The sequence below is a fragment of the Ewingella americana ATCC 33852 genome (genome assembly GCF_000735345.1).
Classification (GTDB): Bacteria; Pseudomonadota; Gammaproteobacteria; order Enterobacterales; family Enterobacteriaceae; genus Ewingella; species Ewingella americana.
Genome location: NZ_JMPJ01000018.1, coordinates 101,919 through 125,581 on the forward strand (window position 1 = coordinate 101,919; position 23,663 = coordinate 125,581).

Annotated in this window: 16 protein-coding genes; 13 read left to right on the top strand and 3 right to left on the bottom strand. The window is 56.0% G+C overall.

Annotation, left to right across the window (positions count from 1 at the left end; genetic code table 11):
• Window positions 1-49 precede the first annotated feature (49 nt).
• The 4 genes from GEAM_RS02010 to GEAM_RS02025 are packed head-to-tail and all read left to right on the top strand — an operon-like array spanning window position 50 to window position 7,434.
• The gene (locus GEAM_RS02010) at window positions 50-1,993 is read left to right on the top strand and encodes a type VI secretion system Vgr family protein (RefSeq protein WP_034787540.1); all 1,944 of its coding nucleotides are present in this window, start codon (window positions 50-52) and stop codon (window positions 1,991-1,993) included.
• Window positions 1,990-2,421 carry a DcrB-related protein gene (locus GEAM_RS02015; protein ID WP_034787543.1) on the top strand — a complete coding sequence of 144 codons (432 nt, stop codon included), beginning with the start codon at window positions 1,990-1,992 and terminating at the stop codon, window positions 2,419-2,421. Before GEAM_RS02010 ends, GEAM_RS02015 begins: the two co-directional genes overlap by 4 nt.
• Before the next feature lie 3 nt (window positions 2,422-2,424).
• Complete coding sequence (locus tag GEAM_RS02020; RefSeq protein WP_034787546.1) at window positions 2,425-7,032, top strand: RHS repeat-associated core domain-containing protein; 4,608 nt, start codon at window positions 2,425-2,427, stop codon at window positions 7,030-7,032.
• A gap of 39 nt (window positions 7,033-7,071) precedes the next feature.
• Window positions 7,072-7,434 carry a hypothetical protein gene (locus GEAM_RS02025; RefSeq protein ID WP_034787551.1) on the top strand — a complete coding sequence of 121 codons (363 nt, stop codon included), beginning with the start codon at window positions 7,072-7,074 and terminating at the stop codon, window positions 7,432-7,434.
• Window positions 7,435-7,746: 312 nt separating this feature from the next.
• Here GEAM_RS02025 and GEAM_RS02030 read toward each other — a convergent pair whose 3' ends face one another.
• Together GEAM_RS02030 and GEAM_RS02035 are read right to left on the bottom strand one after the other, a co-directional pair.
• The gene (locus GEAM_RS02030; protein WP_150385460.1) at window positions 7,747-7,944 is read right to left on the bottom strand and encodes a hypothetical protein; all 198 of its coding nucleotides are present in this window, start codon (window positions 7,942-7,944) and stop codon (window positions 7,747-7,749) included.
• Window positions 7,945-8,289: 345 nt separating this feature from the next.
• Complete coding sequence (locus GEAM_RS02035) at window positions 8,290-9,801, bottom strand: anion permease (protein WP_034787559.1); 1,512 nt, start codon at window positions 9,799-9,801, stop codon at window positions 8,290-8,292.
• Between the two features lie 593 nt (window positions 9,802-10,394).
• Between GEAM_RS02035 and GEAM_RS02040 the strand changes: the two genes are divergently transcribed.
• Entirely contained in the window at window positions 10,395-13,172 is a 2,778-nt protein-coding gene (locus tag GEAM_RS02040) for a flavocytochrome c (RefSeq protein WP_034787564.1), read from the top strand.
• A 142-nt stretch (window positions 13,173-13,314) separates the two neighbouring features.
• Entirely contained in the window at window positions 13,315-14,742 is a 1,428-nt protein-coding gene (locus GEAM_RS02045; protein ID WP_034787570.1) for a hypothetical protein, read from the top strand.
• Between the two features lie 16 nt (window positions 14,743-14,758).
• Here the strand turns inward: GEAM_RS02045 and GEAM_RS02050 are convergent, their stop codons facing one another.
• Window positions 14,759-15,661: a LysR family transcriptional regulator gene (locus GEAM_RS02050; protein WP_034787573.1), complete on the bottom strand. Its 903-nt coding sequence runs from the start codon at window positions 15,659-15,661 to the stop codon at window positions 14,759-14,761.
• 101 nt (window positions 15,662-15,762) lie between these two features.
• Here GEAM_RS02050 and GEAM_RS02055 point away from each other — a divergent pair, with 101 nt between their 5' ends.
• From GEAM_RS02055 to GEAM_RS02085, 7 genes are all read left to right on the top strand, one after another.
• Window positions 15,763-16,986, top strand: a complete 1,224-nt coding sequence (locus tag GEAM_RS02055; protein ID WP_034787578.1) for an MFS transporter — start codon at window positions 15,763-15,765, stop codon at window positions 16,984-16,986.
• A gap of 11 nt (window positions 16,987-16,997) precedes the next feature.
• A complete protein-coding gene (locus tag GEAM_RS02060; RefSeq protein ID WP_172468489.1) occupies window positions 16,998-17,402 on the top strand; it encodes a GlcG/HbpS family heme-binding protein in 405 nt (134 codons plus the stop codon).
• A 187-nt stretch (window positions 17,403-17,589) separates the two neighbouring features.
• Entirely contained in the window at window positions 17,590-18,702 is a 1,113-nt protein-coding gene (gene mltB / locus GEAM_RS02065) for a lytic murein transglycosylase B (protein ID WP_034787580.1), read from the top strand.
• A 243-nt stretch (window positions 18,703-18,945) separates the two neighbouring features.
• The gene (locus GEAM_RS02070; RefSeq protein ID WP_051899371.1) at window positions 18,946-20,469 is read left to right on the top strand and encodes a sodium:solute symporter family protein; all 1,524 of its coding nucleotides are present in this window, start codon (window positions 18,946-18,948) and stop codon (window positions 20,467-20,469) included.
• Between the two features lie 30 nt (window positions 20,470-20,499).
• Entirely contained in the window at window positions 20,500-21,276 is a 777-nt protein-coding gene (locus GEAM_RS02075; protein WP_034787583.1) for a glucosamine-6-phosphate deaminase, read from the top strand.
• On the top strand, window positions 21,269-22,429 hold the full coding sequence (locus tag GEAM_RS02080; RefSeq protein ID WP_034787586.1) for an N-acetylglucosamine-6-phosphate deacetylase: 1,161 nt from the start codon (window positions 21,269-21,271) through the stop codon (window positions 22,427-22,429). The genes GEAM_RS02075 and GEAM_RS02080 overlap by 8 nt, the downstream gene beginning before the upstream one ends.
• A 54-nt stretch (window positions 22,430-22,483) precedes the next feature.
• The gene (locus tag GEAM_RS02085) at window positions 22,484-23,635 is read left to right on the top strand and encodes an ROK family transcriptional regulator (RefSeq protein ID WP_345702131.1); all 1,152 of its coding nucleotides are present in this window, start codon (window positions 22,484-22,486) and stop codon (window positions 23,633-23,635) included.
• Window positions 23,636-23,663 lie beyond the last annotated feature (28 nt).

Consider the following 23,663-nt stretch of genomic DNA (forward strand, 5'->3'; position numbering starts at 1 on the left):
CTCCGCAGACGCCGTTCTGGCGTTTGCGGCTCGCTTTAAGAGGCTCTCTATGTTTGACCGTATTACCGTAACCACCCCGGCGGGTGACGGCGCGCTGATGTTCTGGAAACTTTCCGGGATGGAAGTGGTTTCCCGCTCCTTTGCGCTGGATGTTGGCCTGTTAAGTACCGATGCACGCCTTGATCGTAAAGGGATGCTCGGGCAGCCGATCACCATCAACATCCCGACTCAGGGGCTGACGGCGGCGCCACGCTATCTCAACGGCAAAATCACGGCGGTAAACGTGCAGAGCAGCACCGAAGTTAACGGCACGCGCTACGCCATTTATACCCTGAAGATGGAGTCGGACCTGTGGCCGATGCTGCGCGACCGTAACCAGCGTATTTTCCAGAACCAGCGAGTGCCGGACATCATCAAAACGGTGTTGAGCGAGTACGGCGTACATGTCGAAGATAAGCTGACCGGCGAGTATCGCAGCTGGGAGTATTGCGTTCAGTATCAAGAGAATAGCTACGATTTCATCTCACGACTGATGGAGCTGGAGGGGATCTACTTCTTCTTCAATCATGAGGCGGACAAACACACGCTGGTCTTGATGGATGCCGCGTCGCAGCACCAGCCGTATCCGGGCTATGAGGAGATCCCTTATCACGTCAGCGAGTCCGGCGGCAGCACCAGCGAAGAGGGGATCAGCAAGTGGGCAATTAGCGAGCGCGTGACGCCGGGCATTTACAGCATCGACGATTACGACTTCCGCAAACCCAACGCTTGGCTGTTTCAGGCGCGGCAAAACCCGGCTTCACCGTCGCCGGGTCAGATTGATTACTACGAGTGGCCGGGGCGCTTTGTCGACCACAGCCACGGCGAGTTCTATGCCCGCATTCGTCAGGAAGAGTGGCAGGCCGAGCATCAGCGCATTGACGCCGTCGGCACGGCATTAGGCATTGTGCCGGGCCATACCTTCACCCTCGGCAACCCGCCTTACGCCAGCGACAGCGGCGACTATTTGGTGGTCAGCGCCGCCTACACCTTGCAGGAAAACACCTATGCCAGCGGCAGCGGTGCCGAAAGCATTCATAACATCAACTTCGTGGTTATCCCTGCCGAGACCACCTTCCGCTCGGCCCAGCGTACCGAATGGCCGCGCACTCACGGGCCGCAGACCGCGCGCGTGGTGGGGCCAAAAGGGGAGTCAATCTGGACCGATAAATATGGCCGGGTCAAGGTGAAGTTCCACTGGGACCGTCTGGCGAAGGGCGATGACACCAGCTCGTGCTGGGTGCGCGTTTCCAGCGCATGGGCCGGACAGGGCTTCGGCGGGGTGCAGATCCCGCGCGTGGGCGATGAAGTGGTTATCGACTTCATCAATGGCGATCCGGACCGCCCGATCATCACCGGGCGCGTCTATAACGAAGCCAGCATGCCGCCGTGGGTGCTGCCCGCCGCCGCAACCCAGATGGGCTTTATGAGCCGCAGTAAAGACGGCACGCCGGACAACGCCAACGCCCTGCGCTTTGAAGACAAAAGTGGTTCCGAGCAGCTGTGGATCCAGGCCGAGCGCAACATGGATACCAACGTTAAGAATGACGAAACTCATTCTGTCGGCGGCAATCACACCATCAGCATTGAAAAAAGCTTCGAAAGCAAAGTCAGCGGGGAGTACGCCCAGCAGACGCAATACGCCCGCAGCGAGCTGGTCGGCACCGATTACATGCTGAAATCCAACGCCAACGTGGTGCTCGCAGCCAGCAGTGGCATCACCTTCGTCACCGGCGACAGCGTGCTGACCATGAACCCCAACGGCACCATTTCGCTCCAGTGTAAAAACTTCCAAATCAATGCCTCTGGGCAGGGAGAGATCAACACCGGCGGCACCCTTGATTTGAACATTAACAAGCCAGCGCAAGCCCCTGCGGTATCACCTACGCCGGGCGAGATCGCGGCGGAAGTCAGTAACGTTTTTGCTAATAAAGATGCAGGGAGCAGTTCATGAGCCAGCCAGTACAGTTCGTCTTATCCGAAGGCACGCTAAATTTGCCGGGCGTGGTGCAGGACCAAAGTATCACGGTGCTGAGCTTGGCCGATTTGCGCGCCACGCTGGTGGCGACTCGCGACTGGAAAATCGCCGAGGACGAGGTGGACTCTTTTTTGCAGCAGCAACTGCAAAAGGTAAAACGCGACATGAAGAAGTTCAGCGCGCAGTCTCCCGAGCCAACGACGCTGGGCCCGTGGCCCGCGCAGCAGGTGGCGATGCGCTTTGAAAATCAGGGCGTTGCAGTAGAACAGAAGCTGCTGGTGGCGTGGGCGAAAGACCATCTGCTGGCCTTAACCTTCAGTGCCGCAGGCCAGTTTACTGAGCAGCAAACTCAGGCGTGGCAGGCTATCCGGCAGGAGTTCGCTCCCTGCGTGGCGGAGGCGTGATCCATGGCAGATAAGGTTGCAGCGAGAATCGACGATCCGTTGATTCATAGTTCGCTGATCAGTGACTTTGTCAGCGGCGTGGTGGAAGGGGCCATTTACGCCGGGATTTTTATGGCAAGTACCGCCATGGTGGCGAGTGGCTTCGGCGTCGCGCTGGGTATCGGCCTGACCATCGGCGCCATCGCCAACGGCTTTCCTGAACGCTGGGGCAATGCTGTCGGCGGGGCAGTAGATGACCTGCTCGGCGCGCTAGGCCTGAGGGGGCCGCCGGACGCCAAGATCTCCAGCGGCTCAGACAATGTGCATATCATGGGCAAACCTGCGGCCCGCGCGGCAGGCACGGTCGATCACCAGTTTCTCAACGCGCCTGCCGGTGGCGAAGGAGAGGGCCCATCCGCATGGGAGATCGCGGCGGGTATGGCGGCAGGCATTGCCTCAACCGTGGCGCACCCGGGAGCCTTTTTCAGCGCGCTGGGGGATAAAATCAGCAGTACCACGGCATCGGACGTGGGGGGATTCTTCAGCAACCTGTGGAAAGACATCACCCAGCCGACCGTTGCGTCTGCCAGCCCTCATAGCTCGGCCGCCACCAAAGACGAAGTGGATTGTACAAAGCATAGCGACCCGATTTTCCTCGCCGAAGGCTCAAAGAAGGTGCTGATTAACGGCCAGCCAGCGGCGCGCGACGGCGACCGCAGTACCTGCGAAGCCAAAATCGAAGTGGCCGAAGACCCGCGGGTGCGCATCGGCGGCGAAAACATCGTGGTGCAGGATATTCGCAGCGGCAAAAATTTCCTCGCCTGGTTTATCGGCGGACTGGTAGGCGGTGGCGGATTGAAGCAACTGCTGACTCTCACGGAGAAAACTTTTAATCGCGTGGCAATAGGCAGACTTCTGCGCAGCGCTCCTTGTGCCATTGTCACAGCGGCTGTTGGTGAAGTCGTTGGCAGCGCCGCAGCGCAAGGGGTTGCGGGGGCAGCTCTTATTGCGTCGCAGGCCGTACAAACCTCCCATCCGGTGAATATCGCCACCGGCGCGAAGATCCTCGCCGGTGCTGAAGACCTCGACTTCGTGCTCGAAGATCGCATCCCGCTTTACTGGCAGCGTGTTTACCATAGCCGCAATCTGGCGACTGGCCTGCTGGGTCAGGGGTGGATGCTGCCGTTTGAGACACGCCTGATTCGCTATCGCGCGGCAAATGGCGCGCTGCACTTCCTCTGGCGCGATATCTCTGGCCGCGAGCTGGATATGGGCGAGGTTCGTCCCGGTGATATCGTTCAATTCACCGAAGATGGCCTGACCCTTTACTGCACGCTGGACGGCGTGGTGGTGCTGCAAACCAGCGAAGGCGAACACCAGCTGTATGAGCCGGACCCGGCTCACGAAGGTGAATGGCGCATCGCCCGCATTTATGACCGCCACGACAACTGCCAGCATCTGACCTGGAATGACGCTGGTCAGCTAATTGCCATTGCTGGTGATAATGAGGCGATGTCGGTCGAGCTGAGCTATGAGTCCGAACATGGACGGCTGGCGGCGGTACACCAGATTGCAGCAGGCGAGCGCTATCTGCTGGTGCGCTATGGCTATAACGACGAGGGCCAGCTGGTTAGCGTCAGCGATGCCGATGAGGTGGTCACCCGACGTTTCAGTTGGGATCGCGCCAGCGACATGCTGGCTACCCACAGCTACGCCACGGGTTTGACCGTTCACTACGACTGGCAACCAGCAGCCGACAGCCGCTACTGGCGGGTTAACGCATATCAGGTGCTCGACGCCCAGCAGCAGATCCTCGAGAGCTGGATCATTGATAGTGACGAGCAGGCCCGCAACGCCACCGTGACCTGCCTTTCCAGCGGCAGCAGCTTCCACCAGTGGGACGAGCTGTATCGCATCACCCGCTGGACGGATATGTACGGCGCCGAGTGGCAGTATGAATGGATGGATCAGGGTGAGCTGCTGCAAGCCACCATCGGCCCTGCGGGGGAACGCTGGGAGTATGGCTACGACCAGCGCGGCAACTTGAGTGCGGTGCGTAACCCGCTGGGCGACACTCGTCTGACCGTCTGGCACCCGGTGTGGTCGCAGCCTGAGCAAGAAGTATTGGCCGACGGCGCGAGCTGGCGTTATGAGCACAACCTGCTGGGCGACGTGGTGAAGGTCACTGACCCGCAGGGCGGCGTCACCCAGTTGGAGTGGAACCCGCAGGGTGACTTGGTGTGCGAGACCGATGCGCTGGGCAACACCCATCGCTTCTGGTGGAACGAGCGCGGCCAGATGATTAGCGATGAAGACTGCTCGGGCTACCGCAGCCATCAACACTATGACGCAACTGGCAGACTGATGAGCGCCACTGACGCCGAGGGCAATACCACCTCTTGTCGCTGGAGCCGCGCGGGGCGCATTGAAGCTATCATTCGCGCCGACAACCGCGAGACTCACTACGAATATGATGCTTACGGGCAGCTGATCGGCGAGAACATCGACGGTTTCTCCGAGCGTAAACTGCAGCGCAACGTGCGCGGACAGGTGATTTGCCAGACCGATCCGGCGGGGCATCAGACCCGTTTCGACTATGATCGCTTTGGTCGCCTGACCCGGCTGATTAACCCAAACAATGACAGCTGGCTGTTTGATTATGACAGCGGCGAACGCCTGCTGGCGCAGACCGACTACGCCGGACGCCGTAAAAGCTACGGCTATGACGACCGCGGGCAGGTCACCTCTATCACTCAACAACCTCTGGCGCAGCACGGCGAACCACTGGAGCCACTGGTTTCACATCTCGAATATGACCTGCTGGGCAGGCTTAGCGCGAAAAGCAACGCCGAGACTTACACTCGCTACCAATACGCGGCGCGCAACGTCACCGTACAGCGCACCGCGCACGGCAAACTTCGCGCCGCGCAGCAGCAAGGCGTAGAACCCGAGTGGGACGAGCAACTGAGCTTTACGCTGGATGCGCTCGGCAACCTGCAAAGTGAGCAGAACCACGGCGGTCGCTGGCAATATCAGTACGACGCGCTGGGCAATTTGCAGCAAAGTCAGGGGCCAGACGGAGCAACTCAGAAGTTTCTGCGCTACGGCAGCGGGAACCTGTTGCAGCGCCTCTGGCAGCTGGATGGGCAAAAGGCTGAGATCGCCGATTACGAGCGGGATCGCCTGCATCGCGAGATAAGCCGCAGCCAAGGTCCGCTGACGCTGGAGACGGCCTATGATCCGGCAGGAAGGATCATCAAGCGCCGCAGCGCGGTGCTGGAACGCCGCTACCAATGGGATCGCTTGGATCAGGTGGCGCAGCAGATGCTGATGTCAGTGGAAAAAAGCGACTCAAGACCAAGCTTCAGCCAGCAGCGTTTTGGCTATGACGCGGCAGGGCAGGTGACTCACCGCATCGGCGCGGAGCGTGAAGAGCGCTTCCACTACGACCCGGCGGGCAACCGCACAGACACGCTGGGGCAGGTGGTCTGGCACAACCTGCTGCGCCGACTCAAAGGCGCGCGCTGGGAGTATGACGGTTTTGGACGCCTGCTGTGGCGCAAGGCCGATCAGAGCGCGGTCGAGCAGCACTTCAGCTATAACGCCGAGCATCAGGTGACAGAGGTGCGGCTAACCGGGCACCGGGAATTCCAGCGAGTGCAGTATCGCTATGACGCGCTGGGGCGGCGAACGCATAAAGTTCTGCATCGCCACGGCCAGCCCGAAGCTAATGCGGAAATCATCACCTTCCACTGGCAAGGTTTGCAGATGGTGGGCGAGCAGAGCAGCCGCACGCCGGACCGCAGCGTGCAATATCTGTATAGCGAAGGAAGCTGGGAGCCGGTGGCTCGAGTGGACATCGGCGGAGATAGCCAGCAGACGTTTTGGTATCACACCGACCTGAATGGCCTGCCCGAGCGAATGACCGATGAACGCGGTGAAATCGTCTGGCAAGGCCGCTTCAGCAGTTGGGGAGAAACCGAGCACGAAACCCACGCCAGCCACCTCGCCGTGCCGCAGAACCTGCGCTTCCAAGGCCAGTATCTGGACAGGGAAACAGGCCTACACTACAATCTTTTCCGTTACTACGACCCCGTAGCAGGGCGATTTACCCAGCCGGATCCGATAGGGCTGGCGGGTGGGTTGAATACGTATGCTTATGTGCCTGAGCCGCTAGGGTGGGTGGATCCGCTGGGTCTTACGCCTTGTAATGCTCCCAATGGTTACAAAGCAGGTGATGTAGATCCTCATGGTAATTTATCTCCAGGACAAAATCGTGCTCCGGGGCATGCAAATAGCAAAGCGGATGGCTTTGTTCAAAGTCATCACCCTATTCAGGATGCATGGGCTAAGAAAAGAATTAATGAATATCAACGGAATTCTGCGCCAGCAACGTTATTGAAATCAGCATCCGGTAGTCCACACGCTAAAATTAGTGCGGCACAAAGAGCTCGACGTGCTTTACCTGGCGGTTGGGATACAACGTTGAAGCAGGAGTTTAACGTTAGCTATAGAGAAATGTTAAACTCAGGAGTCCCAGCGAAACAGGCAAGGCAGTCTCTTAATGATGCTTATAAATATTTTGAAGGCCTCAGGGAAAGTAACAAGCTCAATCCATTTTTTGATATTTAAATAAACGCATTCACATTTTACAGATAAAGGTCGTTGTATATGGATAAAGATAAGGTTTTAGATGAATTGAAACATATAGAAACGAGTCGGGCTATTAAACTGCCAAGTGCTTATAAGAAGTTTTTATCTGAAGAAATACAAGATAAAGAAGTCTATGAGATAAAAAATAAGCAAGGCGACTCTGTTTATATATTTAATTATCTGGATGTTGTTGAAAGGAATGAGACGTATACTATTCATGACGTTGAGCCGGACTATTTTTTAATAGGGCAAGATGGAGATCTCGGGTATTTTATTTGTATAAAAGATAGTAGTGATAAAATCTATAGTTTAGATCTTGGTGCTCTTGGGAGTCTAGATATGGATGAGGAAGCAAAAGATCTTTATGACTTACGGGCATGATTCTTATTAAGATATCTTTATAGCAGGGGGAAGTTCTAAAGTTGATCTTTCCAAGTTTTTTATCAGCTTATAGCATTAAACTTCCCCCAAAACGCCGCCTCAGCGGCGTTTTCCTTTTCCACAATAGCCCGCCAATTGAGCTTTTATTACTTAACTCCCTGATAAACCTACCCACACACACTCTCACCTGACTTTTATCTAATTCTAAAAAAACAAAAGGCCCACCTAAAGCGGACCCTATTAACGCTATGCAACCTATCTATTAGCGATGTAATCTAATTGAATGTAAAAACGCATTAAAGAGAATGCTCGCTAGAGAACTGCATCTACGAGTTTTATTGCTTGCTCTTTTCCAAGTGCGTATGCATTTTCTAAAACCTCTAGAGGCAAGACGCCAACCGAATTGACTACGCCATTGAGACCAGAAACAACATTACCCACTAAACCAGCGCCGTTTACCATTTCGATTTCTTCGAGCGTTAACGTTCTTAATTCTTGAGTGTTTTTCATATAAACCTCAGTTTTATATAATAAGCTAATAGTTGTTACCATCATTGACTGCCAGAGGCAGCTTTATTAAGCGTAATAGAGAAAGTGATTAATGCAATGTAGGAGGGGACATACATTGTGGATAACACTTAGTCGGTTTATATGAATTGAAGAATAAGTTATCCGGTCGGTAAGAAATCAATTTTTGTTAATAACGTCTTTATATACCTAGGCTTAGCAAATAGGCGGTCATTGTGATTTGGCAGGAACTCACTGAATAAGTTTCACAATAAAAAATGGCCAGAAGGTTTCCCCATCTGGCCATTTTGCAATGGCGCAGCGATCGCTGCGCCCTGAAGGTCTAAATTAGAACATCAATACCATCCACGGGTAGGCGATGAGCATCAGGCCGCCGAGGAAGATGGCGCCGAAGATGGTTCCTAGACGCCAGAAGTCTTTGGTTGGCAGGTAGCCGGAGCCGTAGTAAATCGGGCTTGGGCCGGTGCCGTAAGGAGTGATGATCCCCATCACACCCAGCGAGGTCACCATCATCAGACAGTAAACCGGCATGTTGATGCCCGGAATGGCCGCCGCGATGGTCAGCATCGCAGGTAACAGCGCGGTGGTGTGCGCCGTGGTACTGGCGAACAGGTAGTGCAGCAGGAAGAAGGCCACCAGTAACATTACCGCCGCGACCTGTGGGTCGATGCCGGTAAGCAGTTGCCCGCCTTGCAGACCCAGCCACGAGATGAAGCCCACTCGCGCCAGCCCGTCGGCCAGTGCCACTAACGTGGCGAACCAGGCGAAGGTGTTCCAAGCCGGTTTATTGCTGGTAATGTCATTCCAGTTCAGCACGCCGGTCCACAGCATCAGCACCACCACCAACAGCGCGGCCATGGCAGGTTCAATCCACGCGGCGGCGAAAATCCACATCAGCAGGGCCGAGCAGACGAAGACCAGCAGCAGGATTTCGTGACGCGACAGCTTGCCCAGCTTCTCCAGCTCAGAGGTCGCCCAGCGCGGCACTTCATCATTAATCTTCACTTCCGGCGGATAGAACCAGTAAGCCAGCAATGGCATGGTGAGGATCAGCAGCACGCCAAGCGGCAGGAAGGCGAGGAACCACATCCCCCACGAGATCTCGAAGCCGACGATGCTCTTAACCAGCGCCAGTGCCAGCAGGTTAGGGGCCAGTGCGGATAAGAACATGGAGCTGGTGATACAGGCCGAGGTGATGGCCACCCACATCAGATAAGAGCCGATTTTGCGCGCGCTCGGGTCGTTAGGCTTCGAGCCGTACAGCGGCGGCAGGTTGGCAATAATCGGGTAGATAGTCCCGCCGCTTCGCGCGGTGTTGGATGGCGTGAACGGGGCCAGCAGCAGGTCGGCGAAGGTGATGGCGTAACCCAGCGTCAAGCTGCGACGCCCGAGGTATTTCACCAGAATCAGTGCCAGACGGCGACCAAACTGCGTTTTGTCATAGCCCGCAGCAAACATGAATGCGCCGAAAATCAACCAAACCGTTGAGTTACCAAAACCACTCACAGCCCATTTAAAGGCTTCGGTGGCGGTTTTGAATTTCGGGTTGGCGAGTTCGGCGGGGCTGAATAGCACCCACTGGCTGAACAGGGCAATCACTACCACCCCGGTCAAGCCGATAACCGCACCCGGCAGTGGCTCGAAAATCAAACCAACAATCACCCCGACGAAGATGGCGAAGAAGTGCCAAGCGTAAGGCTCAAGCCCAGCCGGCACCGGCAGAAGCAGCAGGATCACTGCTACTAGCACCGGTAAAAACAGCATGATCAGGCGTTTCTTTAGTCCCGATGAGGCAGGCGCAGCCTTATTGGGATCACTCAAAGTTGATGTGGGTTTCATATTTTTTTATCTGCAAGTTAGTGAGGGGGAGCGTGATGCCCCGTTTATCAATGTTTGCGTTGGAGATGCGTAACGATTTCTTGTGCTATTTCACCATGGCATTTGCAATATATTCATTTCATGATTCAGCGTTTTCGCCTATTACCCGAGAATGATGAATATAATATGAAAAGAATAAGTGATTAGTATTACCCAGAGAAGGACTTAACGGACGGATATTATCATTGTTTATATAGACCTAAACTAAAAAAAGTCACCGTTATCTATCAAACACCGTCCTCTCTCAGTGAGAGTAGAGTAAATTTACGTAAAAGCCAAATTCCTAGCTTAACCTGCTGATTTTTATGGTATGATTTTTTATGTTAATCATAAGTTGATTTTTGTCAACTCATCACTAACAATTAAGGGTGCTATTGGTTTCCTGGCTATTAAATATACAACTCCCTTTCTATAAAAACGCATAACTAAATTTTCCATTTATATAAGCCGATGGATTTTTATTTTTTTAGATGACCTCAGCGCTGGTTAATTAAACGGTATGCACTACGCCCTCGGAAAAATTGACGATTTTCTAAATGTTGGAGTTGCTCAGAATGAATAAGCTCACCCCGGTTCTTAACCACCTCACTTTGCCAAATGGCGCCGTGCTGAAAAACCGCTTGGTCATGGCCCCGATGACCACCTGTACCGGCTTTTACGATGGCACCGTCACCAGTGAATTGGTGGAGTACTATCGCGACCGCGCGGGCAGCATCGGGACTATTATTGTTGAATGTTGCTTCATCGACCGCATGGGTCCTGCCTTCCCAGGGGCAATCGCCATTGATAGCGATAATAAAATTCCGGGACTGAAGAAAATAGCTGACGCGATTAAATCCAAAGGCTCAAAAGCTATTTTGCAGATTTATCACGGCGGCCGCATGGTTGAGCCAGAGCTGATTGGCGGCAGAACGCCGGTCGCGCCGAGTGCTATCGCCGCGCCGCGTGAAGGGGCGACGACGCCGAAAGAGCTGAGTGCCGAAGAAGTAGACATAATGATCACCAAGTTTGGTGACGCCTTTAACCGTGCTATCAAAGCTGGTTTCGACGGCGTGGAGATCCACGGCGCAAATACCTATCTGATCCAGCAGTTCTACTCACCCAACTCCAACCAGCGCACCGATAAATGGGGCGGCGATCGCGACAAACGCGCCCGTTTCCCGCTAGAAGTACTTGATATCGCTCACAAGATGGTCGAGCGTTTTGCTCACAACGACTTTATTATCGGCTACCGCTTCTCGCCAGAAGAGTTAGAAGTTCCGGGCATCCGTTTCGACGACACCATGTATTTGCTGGAAAAACTGGCCGAGCGCGGTCTGGACTATGTGCACTTCTCCGTCGGCCAGTTGCTGCGCCCGTCGATTGTCGACACCAGCGACCCAACGCCGCTTATCACTAAATATCGCGCCCAGCGTTCTGAAAATCTGGCGAAGATCCCAGTCATTGGCGTGGGCGGCGTGTTGAACAAAGAAGATGCGGAAAACGCCTTGGAGCACGGTTTTGACTTGGTTGCGGTAGGTAAAGCCTGCATCGCGTACCCGGACTGGGCCGACCGCATCATCAACAATGAACACCTCGAGCTGTTCATTGATAGCAACAAACGTGAAGCCCTGAACATCCCTGAACCTCTGTGGCGCTTCTCACTGGTTGACGCCATGATCCGCGACACCAGCGCCACTGGCCGTAAATATAAAGCCGGGGTCTATCAGGAGAAAGTTGAAGCCGAAGCGCTGAAACTGAAAATCAGCGTTACGCTGGATACCGACCGTATCACTGATATCACGCTGGTTAAGGACGACACCCTCGACGTCGACTTCACCACCACCTTCGAAAGCCTGCGCTCGCGCATTCTGGTGGCCAACAGCCCGCACGTTGACGCCATTACCGGCGCAACCACCCAGAGTGAGGCGTTGAAGAAAGCCGTTTCCCGCGCGCTGGCCACCTCCAGCAAAGAGCACGTGATTGAAGAGGGCGGTAACCCGCAGGCTCCGCAGAATTACGATGTGGTGGTGATCGGCAGCGGCGGCGCAGGCCTGGCGGCCGCGATTCAGGCTCATGATGAAGGCGCGCACGTGGTTATCATCGAGAAGATGCCAACCATCGGCGGCAACACCATCAAGGCATCGGTGGGCATGAACGCCGCAGAAACCCGTTTCCAGAAACTCAAAGGCATCGAAGACAGCAAAGACCTGTTCTATGAAGAGACGCTGAAAGGCGGCAAGTTCAAAAACAACCCGGTCCTGCTGCGCGAGTTCGTCGAGCTGGCACCTGAAGCCGTAGAGTGGCTGGCGTCGAAAGAGATTGAGCTGAACGACATCACCATCACCGGCGGGATGAGCATCGACCGTACCCACCGTCCTGCTGACCGTTCTGCCGTTGGCGGCTTCCTAATCAGCGGCTTGGTGAAAAACATCAACAAGCGCGATATCGAAGTGCTGCTCGAAACCTCGGTTTCCGACATTCTGTTTGATAACGGCGTGGTGACCGGCGTGAAGGTGGTGGATGAGTACAACGACACCCGCATTCTGAATGCGAAAAGCGTCATTGTTGCCACCGGTGGCTTCAGCGCCAACCGCGAAATGGTGGTGAAATACCGCCCTGAGCTGGACGGCTTCGTGACCACCAACCACAAAGGCGCGACCGGCAGCGGTATCGCCATGCTGCAAAAAATCGGTGCGGATACCGTGGACATGGGCGAGATTCAGATCCACCCAACCGTTGAGCAAACCACTTCTTACCTGATCTCCGAAGCGATTCGCGGTGGGGGTGCAATTCTGGTGAGTCAGGCGGGCAAGCGTTTCTACAACGAAATGGAAACCCGCGACAAAGTCTCTGCCGAAATCATCGCGCTGCCAGAGAAGAGTGCTTGGGTGATCTTCGACGATCAGGTTCGCGCCAACAACAAAGCCGCCGACGAGTATATCGCCAAGGGCTTTGTGGTCAGCGCGCCTTCGCCGCAGGAGCTGGCGGTGAAGCTGAACATGGATATGCACGCGCTGTTAGCGACCCTTGAGCGTTACAACGTGTTCGTGGATAAGCAAAATGACGAAGATTTCGGCCGTAAAACCGCGCTGCGTCATCCGCTGAATCAGGGGCCGTTCTACGCCATTCGCATCGCGCCGGGGGTTCACCACACCATGGGCGGCGTGACCATCAACACTGACACCGCGGTGCTCGATGCTCAGAAACAGGTGATCACCGGGGCCTGGGCGGCGGGTGAAGTGGTCGGTGGTATCCACGGCGCGAACCGCATCGGCGGCAACGCAGTGGCTGACATCATCATCTTCGGCATTCTGGCCGGGCGTAACGCGGCGGCACTGGCGCGTAAATAAGCCTGACTTAAGCTGTATCCTATGGGCCGACTTGTTCGGCCCATTTTACTTTTTGCCTGCCGACACTTTGCGCATTTTCTTCTTAAGTTAATCAAATTTTGGCCGATACCAGATAACGGATAAGAAAACTGGGATAGGACAAATGGTAGGTCAAATTAGCGGAATTTCGTTCCCACCCCCGCGCATTGCCAGCGCTAACGGGGCCAGAGTAAACCAGCCAGCGGCAACGCCGCCTCAGCCTTCAACACGCGTCACGCTGAGTAACGCAAGTGATGAACTCAATGCGATTTACAGCATCAGCGCGCAGAAACTGCGTACCAACACCCTTAATACCGGCCACAGCCAGCTGGATGTGTTGATGGGCGCCAATGCCAATCAGCCGATATCCGGCGCGTTTCAGGGGTTAGGTAAGGCGCTGTTAGCGCAATTAAAAGATAACCCTTCTGACTTCTCGGCGGCGGTGAGTTCCACCAAAAACGTCGATGCCAGTGGTACCGATAAAGCCAGCGCCGTGGCATTGGACATCGTCACCCAAAGCGGCGTGAAGGTCAGCGTGTCGCTCTCCCGCCAGCAGGGGGGATTGGTGGCCGAAGTGACCACCACCGGCGGGGAGCTGACGGATAAAGAGACCGACGCGATTGCGGGTCTGGCAGATGCTTTCCAGAGCACTCTCGACGGCATGTCCGGCAAGACGCCGACGGTGAACGTGGATGGCTTAACCCAATTTGATACTACACAGCTCAAATCGGTCGACCTGAACGCCGACGTGCGCGAAAGCGGCCAGTCCGTGCAGTCTCTCAACTTCCAGAGTGATCTCACCCAGCGCGCGCTGAGCTATAAAGACGCTAACGGCGCATTCCAGCTGAACACCGACCTCAGCCATCCTGAGCTATTGGGCACGCTGGGGCAGCAGGATCAGGCACTCGCGGCTTATGACAAACAGCTGAGTAACGCGGCGCTGCGCGGCTATGCCAACCAAGACATGATGTCGAGCTTCAAGTCAGCGTTCCACGCGCTTAATAGCCACTATGGCTCAAACGAAATCGACAAAAGCCACCAAATCATCACAGTGACTGAAACCAATAAGGCGCAGTCTTATCTGAGTGGTTTGGCGGACTTCTCGGCTTCCTTCCAGCAAACGGATGTTAAGTCGAACCCGTACAAAGATGATGAGAAGGACAGCTTTGCCTATAGCTTTAGCCAGAGCAGCAACCTGATTGACGGCGTGGACGGCAATCGCAGCAAGATAACTCAGAATACCAAGTCTCACTTGCAGGCCAGCTTCCATGAGTCGCTGACGGCGGGGACGCCGCTGGCTCTCAGCATGCTGAAGTCGTCGCAGAACTACACTTATCATCAGATAAATGAAGACAGTTCTACCGACACCACGCTGGACTTCAAGAAAGGGCTGCTGGCGACGGTGGGCACTTCTCAGACCTCTCACAGTCTGGAAACGGTGAAAACCTACAATGATGCTCTGCTGGTCAAAGAAACCAAAACGCCGAATGACCATCAGGAGAGTCACCAGCTTAAGCTGCTGAGTGAGAGCATTAAGGTGAAAACCAAGTAAAGCTCATGCCCAATGCTTATTGGGCATGTTCTCTAATTAGCTCAATCAGTTGCTTAAGGCCGGGCTGTAACTGGCGGCGGCTCGGGTAGTACATGACGATGGGCTCGCCCTCTACCGCCCAGTCCTGCAGCACCGGCACTAATTGCCCGCTCTGAATATAGGGCTCGATGTAGCGCTCTAGACAGTACGCCAGCCCCATGTGGTTGAGCGCGGCATGAATAATCATGTCGGTTTCATTGGCGACAAAATTCCCCGGCACGTCCAGCTCGCACGCCTGTTCACCTTCACCCAACTGCCATTTGTAGATGCTAGCATCCCCTATGCGCATGCGAATGCAGCTATGATTCATCAGATCCTGAGGGGTCTGCGGTGTGCCGTGCTGCGCAAGATAAGCCGGGGAGGCGACCACCACCCAGCGCAGCTTGCCGGTCAACGGCATGGCAATCATGTCCTGCGGCACCGTCTGCCCGTAGCGCACGCCCGCGTCGTAGCCGCTGCTGACGATATCTATCATGTTGTCATCAATGGTGATTTCTAGCTGGATGCGCGGGTAGGCGCTGTTGAACTGAGCCAGAATCGGATTGAACAGCAGGCGCGCGGCGTCGCGGGGGATGTTAATGCGCAGTCGACCCACCGGCAGCTCGCGGTAGTTCTCCAGCTCGCCGAGGGCGGTGCGGATAAACTCAAAGCCTTGGTCCAACTGGCCGACTAGCGCCGCACCCGCCGCCGTCGGGACCACCGAGCGGCTGGTGCGATGCAGCAATTTGACGCCAAGACGCTCTTCCAGCCCGCGCATGGTGTGACTCAGTGCCGAGGTGGTGACGCCCAGCTCGGCGGCGGCCAGTCGGAAACTTTGTCGCCGACAAATAGTAGAAAAAACATTAAGATCGGCTAATTCACCGCGCGTCAAAGTAGGCATAAGTCGCTCTGTAAAATCGACAGTAGAAGTCACTGTATCGTTGAATTTTACTCAACGATACATGAGGTATAATCGTTTTCCAATTAGCACATGGATCCACAATGAACTCTCTAGAACAAGACATCAGTGCGGAAGAAATTGATACGCCGGAACTCTCGCGCGCCGGCGTAAGCAAGGCCCTGTTTGCACTCGGCATGGGTGGCTTTGCCATCGGTACGGGTGAATTCGTTATTATGGGGCTGTTGCCCGATGCCGCAAAAGGGCTGGGCGTGTCGATCCCCTCAGCCGGGCATCTCATCAGTATTTACGCACTGGGCGTGGTCATCGGCGCGCCGCTGCTGGCTATTCTCGGCGCTCGCTGGCCGCGTCGCAATTTCCTGATGATTCTGATGGGCCTGTTTGCTGCCGGGAATCTGGTGAGCAGCATAGCGCCAACCTTCTACTCTATGGCCTTTGCCCGTTTCATCGCCGGCTTCCCGCACGGGACTTACTTCGGTGTGGCGGCGCTGGTGGCGGCTAGCATGGTGGAGAGAAAGCGGCGAGCGCAGGCGGTTTCTATGGTGCTGCTCGGGCTGACGGTGGCGAACCTGATTGGCGTGCCCGCCGCGACGGCAATCGGCCAGTGGGTTGGCTGGCGCTCGGCCTTTGCCATCGTGGGCGGTCTGGCGGTGCTGACCCTGATTCTGGTGCTGATGTGGGTACCTCGGGTGGAAGGCAATAAATCCGCCAGTCCGCTGAGTGAGTTAAAAGCCCTGACCCGCAAACAAGTGCTGCTGACACTGGCGATTGGTGCTATCGGCTCCGGCGGGATGTTCTCGGTATTCAGCTATGTGAAGCCAACCATGTTGCAACTGGCGCATCTGCCGTTGGCGATGATCCCAGTGGTGCTGGCGCTATTTGGCTTGGGGATGATCCTTGGCAACGTGGCGGGTGGGCGCTTAGCAGACCGTGGTCTGGAGAAGACCATTCGCGGCATCTTGCTGTGGTCGATTGTGATTCTGGCTGCCTTCACCTTTACCGCGCATCACCCGGTGCTTGGGCCGCTTAACGTGATGCTGGTGGGCACCATGGTGTCGCTTTCTGCCGTGCTGCAAATTCGCCTGATGGACGTCGCCGGTGACGCACAAACTATGGCCGCAGCCATGAACCACTCGGCGTTTAACATTGCTAATGCCATGGGGGCATGGCTTGGCGGCGTGACGATTTCGGCTGGAATGGGTTGGGAATCAACGGGCTGGGTCGGTGCGCTATTAGCCATTGGCGGCTTGATGATCCACACCGTTGCGGTGATCGACACCAAAAAACACCCCTTGAATCATCATTAAAAGAGAAGATTATGAGCCTGACTTTACGCATGGCCGAAGCAGTGATTGCCGCTGCTCAGCAATCAGTCACTGACAACCAGTACCCGCCGGTGTCCATCAGCGTGCTTGACGCGGGCGCGCACCTGCTGGCTTTCAGCCGCATGGACGGCACCTTCCTCGCCACTATCGACGTGGCCCACGGCAAGGCGCGCACGTCGGTGCTGTTTCGCAATGACAGCGCCAACGTCGGCGTTGACCTGCATCCTAATGGCGCGGCCTACTCGCTGGAGAACACCAATGGCGGGTTAGTTGGCATTGGTGGCGGCGTGCCGCTGCGCAACGCGGCGGGTGAGGTTATTGGCGCAGTGGGTGTCTCCGGTGCGACCAAAGAAGAAGATCAGATCATCGCGGAATTCGCCGCGCGCGCCATTCTTTAAATGCTAACCCAGACTGGCAAATTTACCGCTCAGTCTGGGTTTTCCCGCCAAACTTCACAAAAAGTCATAACATTGTCCAAACAGGCTGAGGCTTTAGGCCCGCGAGGGCTAGATTCCAGTTTGTTCACGCAGTCCAATGCTTTAACATAGCTGTCACTTATTTCTTGCATGGCTATACGGATATCCGATGCGTCATTTGGCTGCCATTCTCCCGATCATTACCCTGCTTGCTGCCTGTAGCAGCAAACCTACTCCGCCGCCTGACGGGCCGCGTAATCCGTTTTCTGGGGGCAACAGCGCCGCCAGCACGCCGAGCTCCGCACCCGGCGGTTTTTTGTTACAGCCTGAACACAGCGGGCAACTGCAAAACGGTGACTTTGCCTATGACGCGGGGATGAACGCCTTCGTCGACAAAATGGTCCGCGAGCACGGTTTTGATCGCCAACAGCTGCATGACGTATTGGCGCAGACCAAGCGTCTCGGGTTCGTCCTGCGTTTAATGGACCAACAGGCTCCGACCGGCGGGCCGCCGTCTGGTCCGAACGGCGCATGGCTGCGTTACCGCGCCAAGTTCATTACGCCGGATAACGTGCAAAACGGCGTGGTGTTCTGGAACCAATATCGCGATGCTCTGCAACGCGCCGAGCAGGTTTACGGCGTGCCGCCGGAGATCATTGTCGGTATTATCGGCGTGGAAACCCGCTGGGGCCGCGTAATGGGTAAAACTCGCATTATTGATGCGCTGGCGACGCTCTCCTTCGCCTATCCGCGCCGCGCCGAATACTTCCAAAGTGAGCTGGAAACTTTCTTGCTAATGTGTCGCCAAGAGCAGGACGATCCGCTCAGCCTGCGCGGATCTTTCGCTGGCGCAATGGGCTACGGCCAGTTCATGCCTTCCGCCTTCAAAAACTACGCGGTTGATTTCGACGGTGACGGCCACGTCAACCTGTGGGATCCGATTGACGCCATCGGCAGCGTTGCCAACTACTTCAAAGGCCACGGCTGGACGCGCGGCGCACCTGTCGCCGTGCCTGCGGCGGGGCAGGCGCCTCTGCTGGAAAACGGCTTTAACACCAAATATCCACTGTTCACCCTGAAAGCCGCAGGCCTTAGCCCGCTCGGCTCACTGGCGAACTACCAAGAGGCCAGCCTGCTGCGCCTGGATATGGGGCAAAACTACCAGTATTGGTACGGCCTGCCGAACTTCTACACCATCACTCGCTATAACCACAGCACCCAGTACGCGATGGCGGTTTGGCAGTTGGGTGAAGCCGTCAGCAGGGCGCGCTCTGGCAATTAATTGACCGATTCTGTTTTGCTCATCTTAAGGGCCACTTCGCGTGGCCCTTTTTACGATCCCCGTATCATCCATAAGAAAGTCCTATAACTGATTAATAAATATTGAAAAATTTCGTGATACTGCTCACATAACGATCAGCACAAGCCGTGCTAGGTTCAATTAATCCTTAGTTAGGATTAATTATAAACCCGGCATATTTTCCCGCCGGACTTCGACCATGCACCTTTGCCTCCGGAGTTAGCGATGAACGGGATAGACTATTTTGTCATGGCGCTTTACGCGCTGATGATTGTGATGATCACCTTGTGGGCCATGCGTAAAGTGGGCAGCACCAAGGATTTCTTTGCGGCGGGCGGGAAGATGCCGTGGTGGCTTTCAGGGATTTCGCATCATATGTCGGGTTACAGCGCGGCGGTGTTCGTGGCCTACGCGGCCGTGGCGTATAAATATGGGCTGACTATCTATTTCTGGTGGGCTTTTCCAATTTCAATCGCGGTATTTATTGGTTCGGTTATCTTCGCGCCGCGCTGGGCGCGTCTGCGTATCCATATGAATATTGAATCACCGATGGAGTATCTCGCGACGCGCTACAACGTGCCGACCCAGCAGATTCTCGCCTGGAGCGGAGTCTTGCTGAAAACCTTCGACGTCGGCGCGAAATGGGCGGCGATCGCCATCATTATCAATGTGTTTACCGGCCTTGACCCTATTGTCGGCATCGCCATCTCGGGCGTGCTGTGCCTGTTTTATACCGTGCTCGGCGGCCTGTGGGCGGATGCCTGTAACGACTTCGGCCAGTTTATCGTGCAGTTTATTGCCGCCATTGTGATGGTGGTGGCGGTGGCTTTCCATCTGGGCGGATTCAGTAACTTACTGACCATTTGGGACCGGCTGCCAACGGGACACACCGACATCGTGGCTGGCCCTTACTCCATGGGCTTCATTCTGGCTTATTTCGTCATTTATACCCTGAGCTACAACGGCGGGACGTGGAATCTGGCCCAGCGCTTTATCGCCTCGCCGCGCGGCAAAGATGCGCGCAAGGCCGCGCTGCTCTCCTCGGTGCTCTATCTGGTTTGGCCGCTGATTTTGTTCTACCCGATGTGGGCCGCGCCGCTGCTGTTCCCGGACATTGCTGACCCGTCCCAATCCTATTCCATTATGGCGATGCAGCTGCTGCCCAATGGCCTGATTGGTCTGGTGCTGGTGGCGATGTTCACCCACACCTTGTCCATGACCTCGTCAGATTCCAACGCCATTACCGCCGTCGTGACCCGCGATATTCTGCCGGTGCTGTTCCCGAAACGCTTTGGGCAGGGGCAGTCCTCCCTGCTGGTGGCTCGCGTGACCGTGGTGCTGTTCATTCTGACTACGCTGCTGATTGCGGTGAACGCCAATCGCTTCGGCGGCGTGCTCTCGCTGCTGATTGTCTGGTTTGGCGGGCTGGTCGGGCCGATTTCCATTCCGATGTTGCTCGGCCTGCTACCGTGGTTCCGCAAATGCAACGCAACGGCGGCTATTACTTCATGGGCGGCTGGGGTCTCGGCTTTCTTCCTGGTGAAGTTTGTCATTCCTGACATGAGCACCGCGCAGGTCGTCGCCATCCCCGTGCTGCTCTCGCTGGCGGTTTACACCCTGATTGGCCTACTGCGCCGCACGCCGGTGAGCGCCGAGGTTGATTTACTTTTGAATGCACTGAATCAGGATCAGGTTGATGACTTGCCAGCGGCAAAGGTCAAAACCACTTATCAGCCTGAATCTCACTAGCTAAACATGTTCAACAACAGGACGTTAGAAATGACATCACCACGTTTTACCCAGCAGATTGAAAACCTGAATGTTGAAGTTTTTACCCAGCGTCAGGAGATGGGGCGCGCGGCGGCAGAGGATGCCGCGCGGCATTTACGCCAGTTGCTGGCCGAGCAGGGCAGAGTGCGGATTATCTTTGCCGCCGCGCCTTCGCAGAATGAGTTCTTGGCTCACCTCGCGGTGGCAGACGACATTGACTGGGCGCGGGTTGACGCTTTCCATATGGATGAATATGTCGGCCTGCCCGACAACTCTACGGCGCTGTTCAGCTACTACTTGACCCAAAATCTGTTCGACAAGGTTAAGCCGGGGGCGGTGTATCGCATCCCCGCGTCGGGGGAGCCGCAGCAGCTTTGCGAGGCGTATTCCACTTTGCTGCAACAGGCACCGGTGGATATGGTCTGTCTGGGCATCGGCGAGAACGGGCATTTAGCCTTTAATGACCCGCCGGTGGCTGATTTTAATGACCCGCAGGCGATGAAAATTGTCGAGCTGGATGATATTTGTCGCCAGCAGCAGGTCAATGACGGCTGCTTCCCCAGCTTCGACGCGGTGCCGACTCATGCCTTGACGCTGACCATTCCTACACTGATGGCGGCAGGGCGGCTGTTCTGCATGGTACCGGGCAAAAATAAACATTGGGCTATCCGCGAGACGCTGACTGCCGCGCCGTCAGTGGCCTGCCCGGCGACGGTCCTGCGCTCCCATCCTTCATGTACCCTTTATACCGACCTTGAGGGTTATGGGGAGTTGCCAAATGCGTGAGGTCAGGCTGCAAGGCAGGGAGTATCAGACGGGCGCGGCGATAGAGATCACCGCCGTTGATGGCATGATCCGGCAAATCGCTGCGCTGAAAGAGGCCAATGAAAGCTTGCCGCTGATAGCGCCGGGGCTGGTGGATTTACAGGTCAACGGCTTTGGCGGCGTGGACTTCAACAGCTTCCCGTTTGACGAGCAGGACGTCGAGCAGGTGGTGCAGGCCATGTGGCAGCAGGGCGTCACCACCTTTATGCCGACGGTTATTACCAATGCCGACCATGAAATTGAGCAGATGGTGACGACGCTGGCGAAAGCCTGTCAGCGTTCGCCGCGGGTGGAGCAATCCATTGCTGGGATCCATCTCGAAGGGCCGTTTTTGTCATTGCAGGACGGGCCGCGCGGGGCGCACCAGCGCGGCTATATAAAAGCGCCGGACTGGGCGCTGTTTCAACGCTGGCAAGATGCGGCTCAGGGGCGAATTCGTCTGCTGACCCTCTCACCAGAATGGCCGGAAGCGGATGAATTTATTCGCCGCTGCGTGGCTGAAAAGGTGGTGGTGTCTATCGGCCATACCTCGGCGAGTGCCGAACAGATTGCCTCGGCGGTGCAGGCCGGGGCGAGGATGTCGACCCATCTGGGCAACGGCGCGCACCTGACACTGCCGCGCCACCCGAACTACATTTGGGAGCAGCTGGCGCAGGATGATTTGTGGTGCGCGATGATTGCCGACGGCGAGCACCTGCCGCTTTCCGTGCTAAAAGTGTTTATTCGCGCCAAGGGCGAGCACGCCATGCTGGTCAGCGATGTCACCAGCCTCGCGGGCATGCCGCCGGGCCGCTACCACTCACACATTGGCGGCGAAGTGCTGCTGAGCGCCGAGGGGCGTCTGTCGATGGCGGACAACCCCGCGCTGCTGGCGGGGTCGGCCCAATGTTTGCTGCACGGCGTCAATACGCTGATCAAACATGGCATTGCCACACACGTGCAGTCGCTGGAGATGGCTTCGCTGCGCCCGGCTTCCTCCATGAATCTGCCGACCCAGCAAGGGCTTATCGTCGGCGCGCCGCTCGACGCTATCCTGTTGCAGCAAGCCGCTGACCAGACTCTGGTTCTGCGCGCCACCTACAAAAATGGCGTGGAGGTGTGGCGCGGCGAATAGGTTGACGCGCGGATCCGGCGTCATGTAATAATGCGGCGCATTGGGTGAAAAGCGATGGAAAGTCACGATATGAAAGATTCAGGCAAGGGACCCGCGCTGCTGCGCCATTATAATGAGAAACGCGTTCTGGCTTATCTCCGGCAGCAGAAAATCAGTTCCCGTCTGGATATTTCACGGGCGCTGGCACTCAGCAAAAATACCATTTCGCTGATAGTCGATGACCTGCTGGCCTTGGGCTACGTCGAAGAGCAGGGCGTAGCGCAAACCAGCAGCATTGGGCGGCCGAAAATCCATGTTGCCCTCAAGCCGTCGGCGATTAAGGCGGCGGGGATCATGATTGAGCGCCATCGCCTGCACTGGATGGTGTGTGACTATTTCTCCGACATTATTGCCAGCCAAACTCACTCTCTCGACACGTCCGACCCTCAGCAAGTCTTGGCGACCATCGCCAGTTATTGCCAGCAGTTGCAGCAAGAGTACCCCGAGCTGGTGGGCATCGGCGTCGGCTTCCCCGGCATTGTCGAGCAGCAGGCGGGCATTCTGCATGTCTCTTCGCATCTCGGCTGGGGCGAAGTGTCGCTTCAACCTTTATTGTCTGGCTCAACATCTGCTCCGGTCGCCGTGTGGAACAACGTTAAAGCCGCCGCGCTGATTGCCCGCCAAGGGGAGATAAGCAGCGAAGACGAAATCTGTTTCTACCTGCGCATTGGCGAAGGGATTGGCGGCGCGCTGCTCACCGAGCACGGCGTTTACTCGGGCGGAAGCTGGACCGCCGGAGAAGTCGGCCACCTCAGCGTGTTCCCCGACGGCCCCTTGTGCTCCTGCGGGCAGCACGGCTGTCTCGAGTCTTTAATCAGCTTCTCCGCCATTAACCGCCAACTTGAACAGCAGCAGCCGGGCCTGAGCTGGGATAATCGGCAGAGCGCGCCCGAGATAGTCAATCAGGTGATGGCGCAGGCCGGAGAGCTACTGGGTAAGGCGCTCAGCCAAATTATCCATTTGGTGAATCCAAAAACGTTATTGATTGATTGCCCCTATAATGAACATCCGTTGTTTATTGAGCACACGTTGGCGGCGGCTAAAAAGCTGACGCTAACTTTCCCTTTCAGCCGCACCCATATCACCTTTGTCAGTGAGCGCTTGAACCCGGCGCAAGGCTTGGCGCTGGCGATGATACAGCGTTTTGAACAGGTTTCTCTGGCGTAAAGGCAGAATAATTTCTCTTCTGAATGCA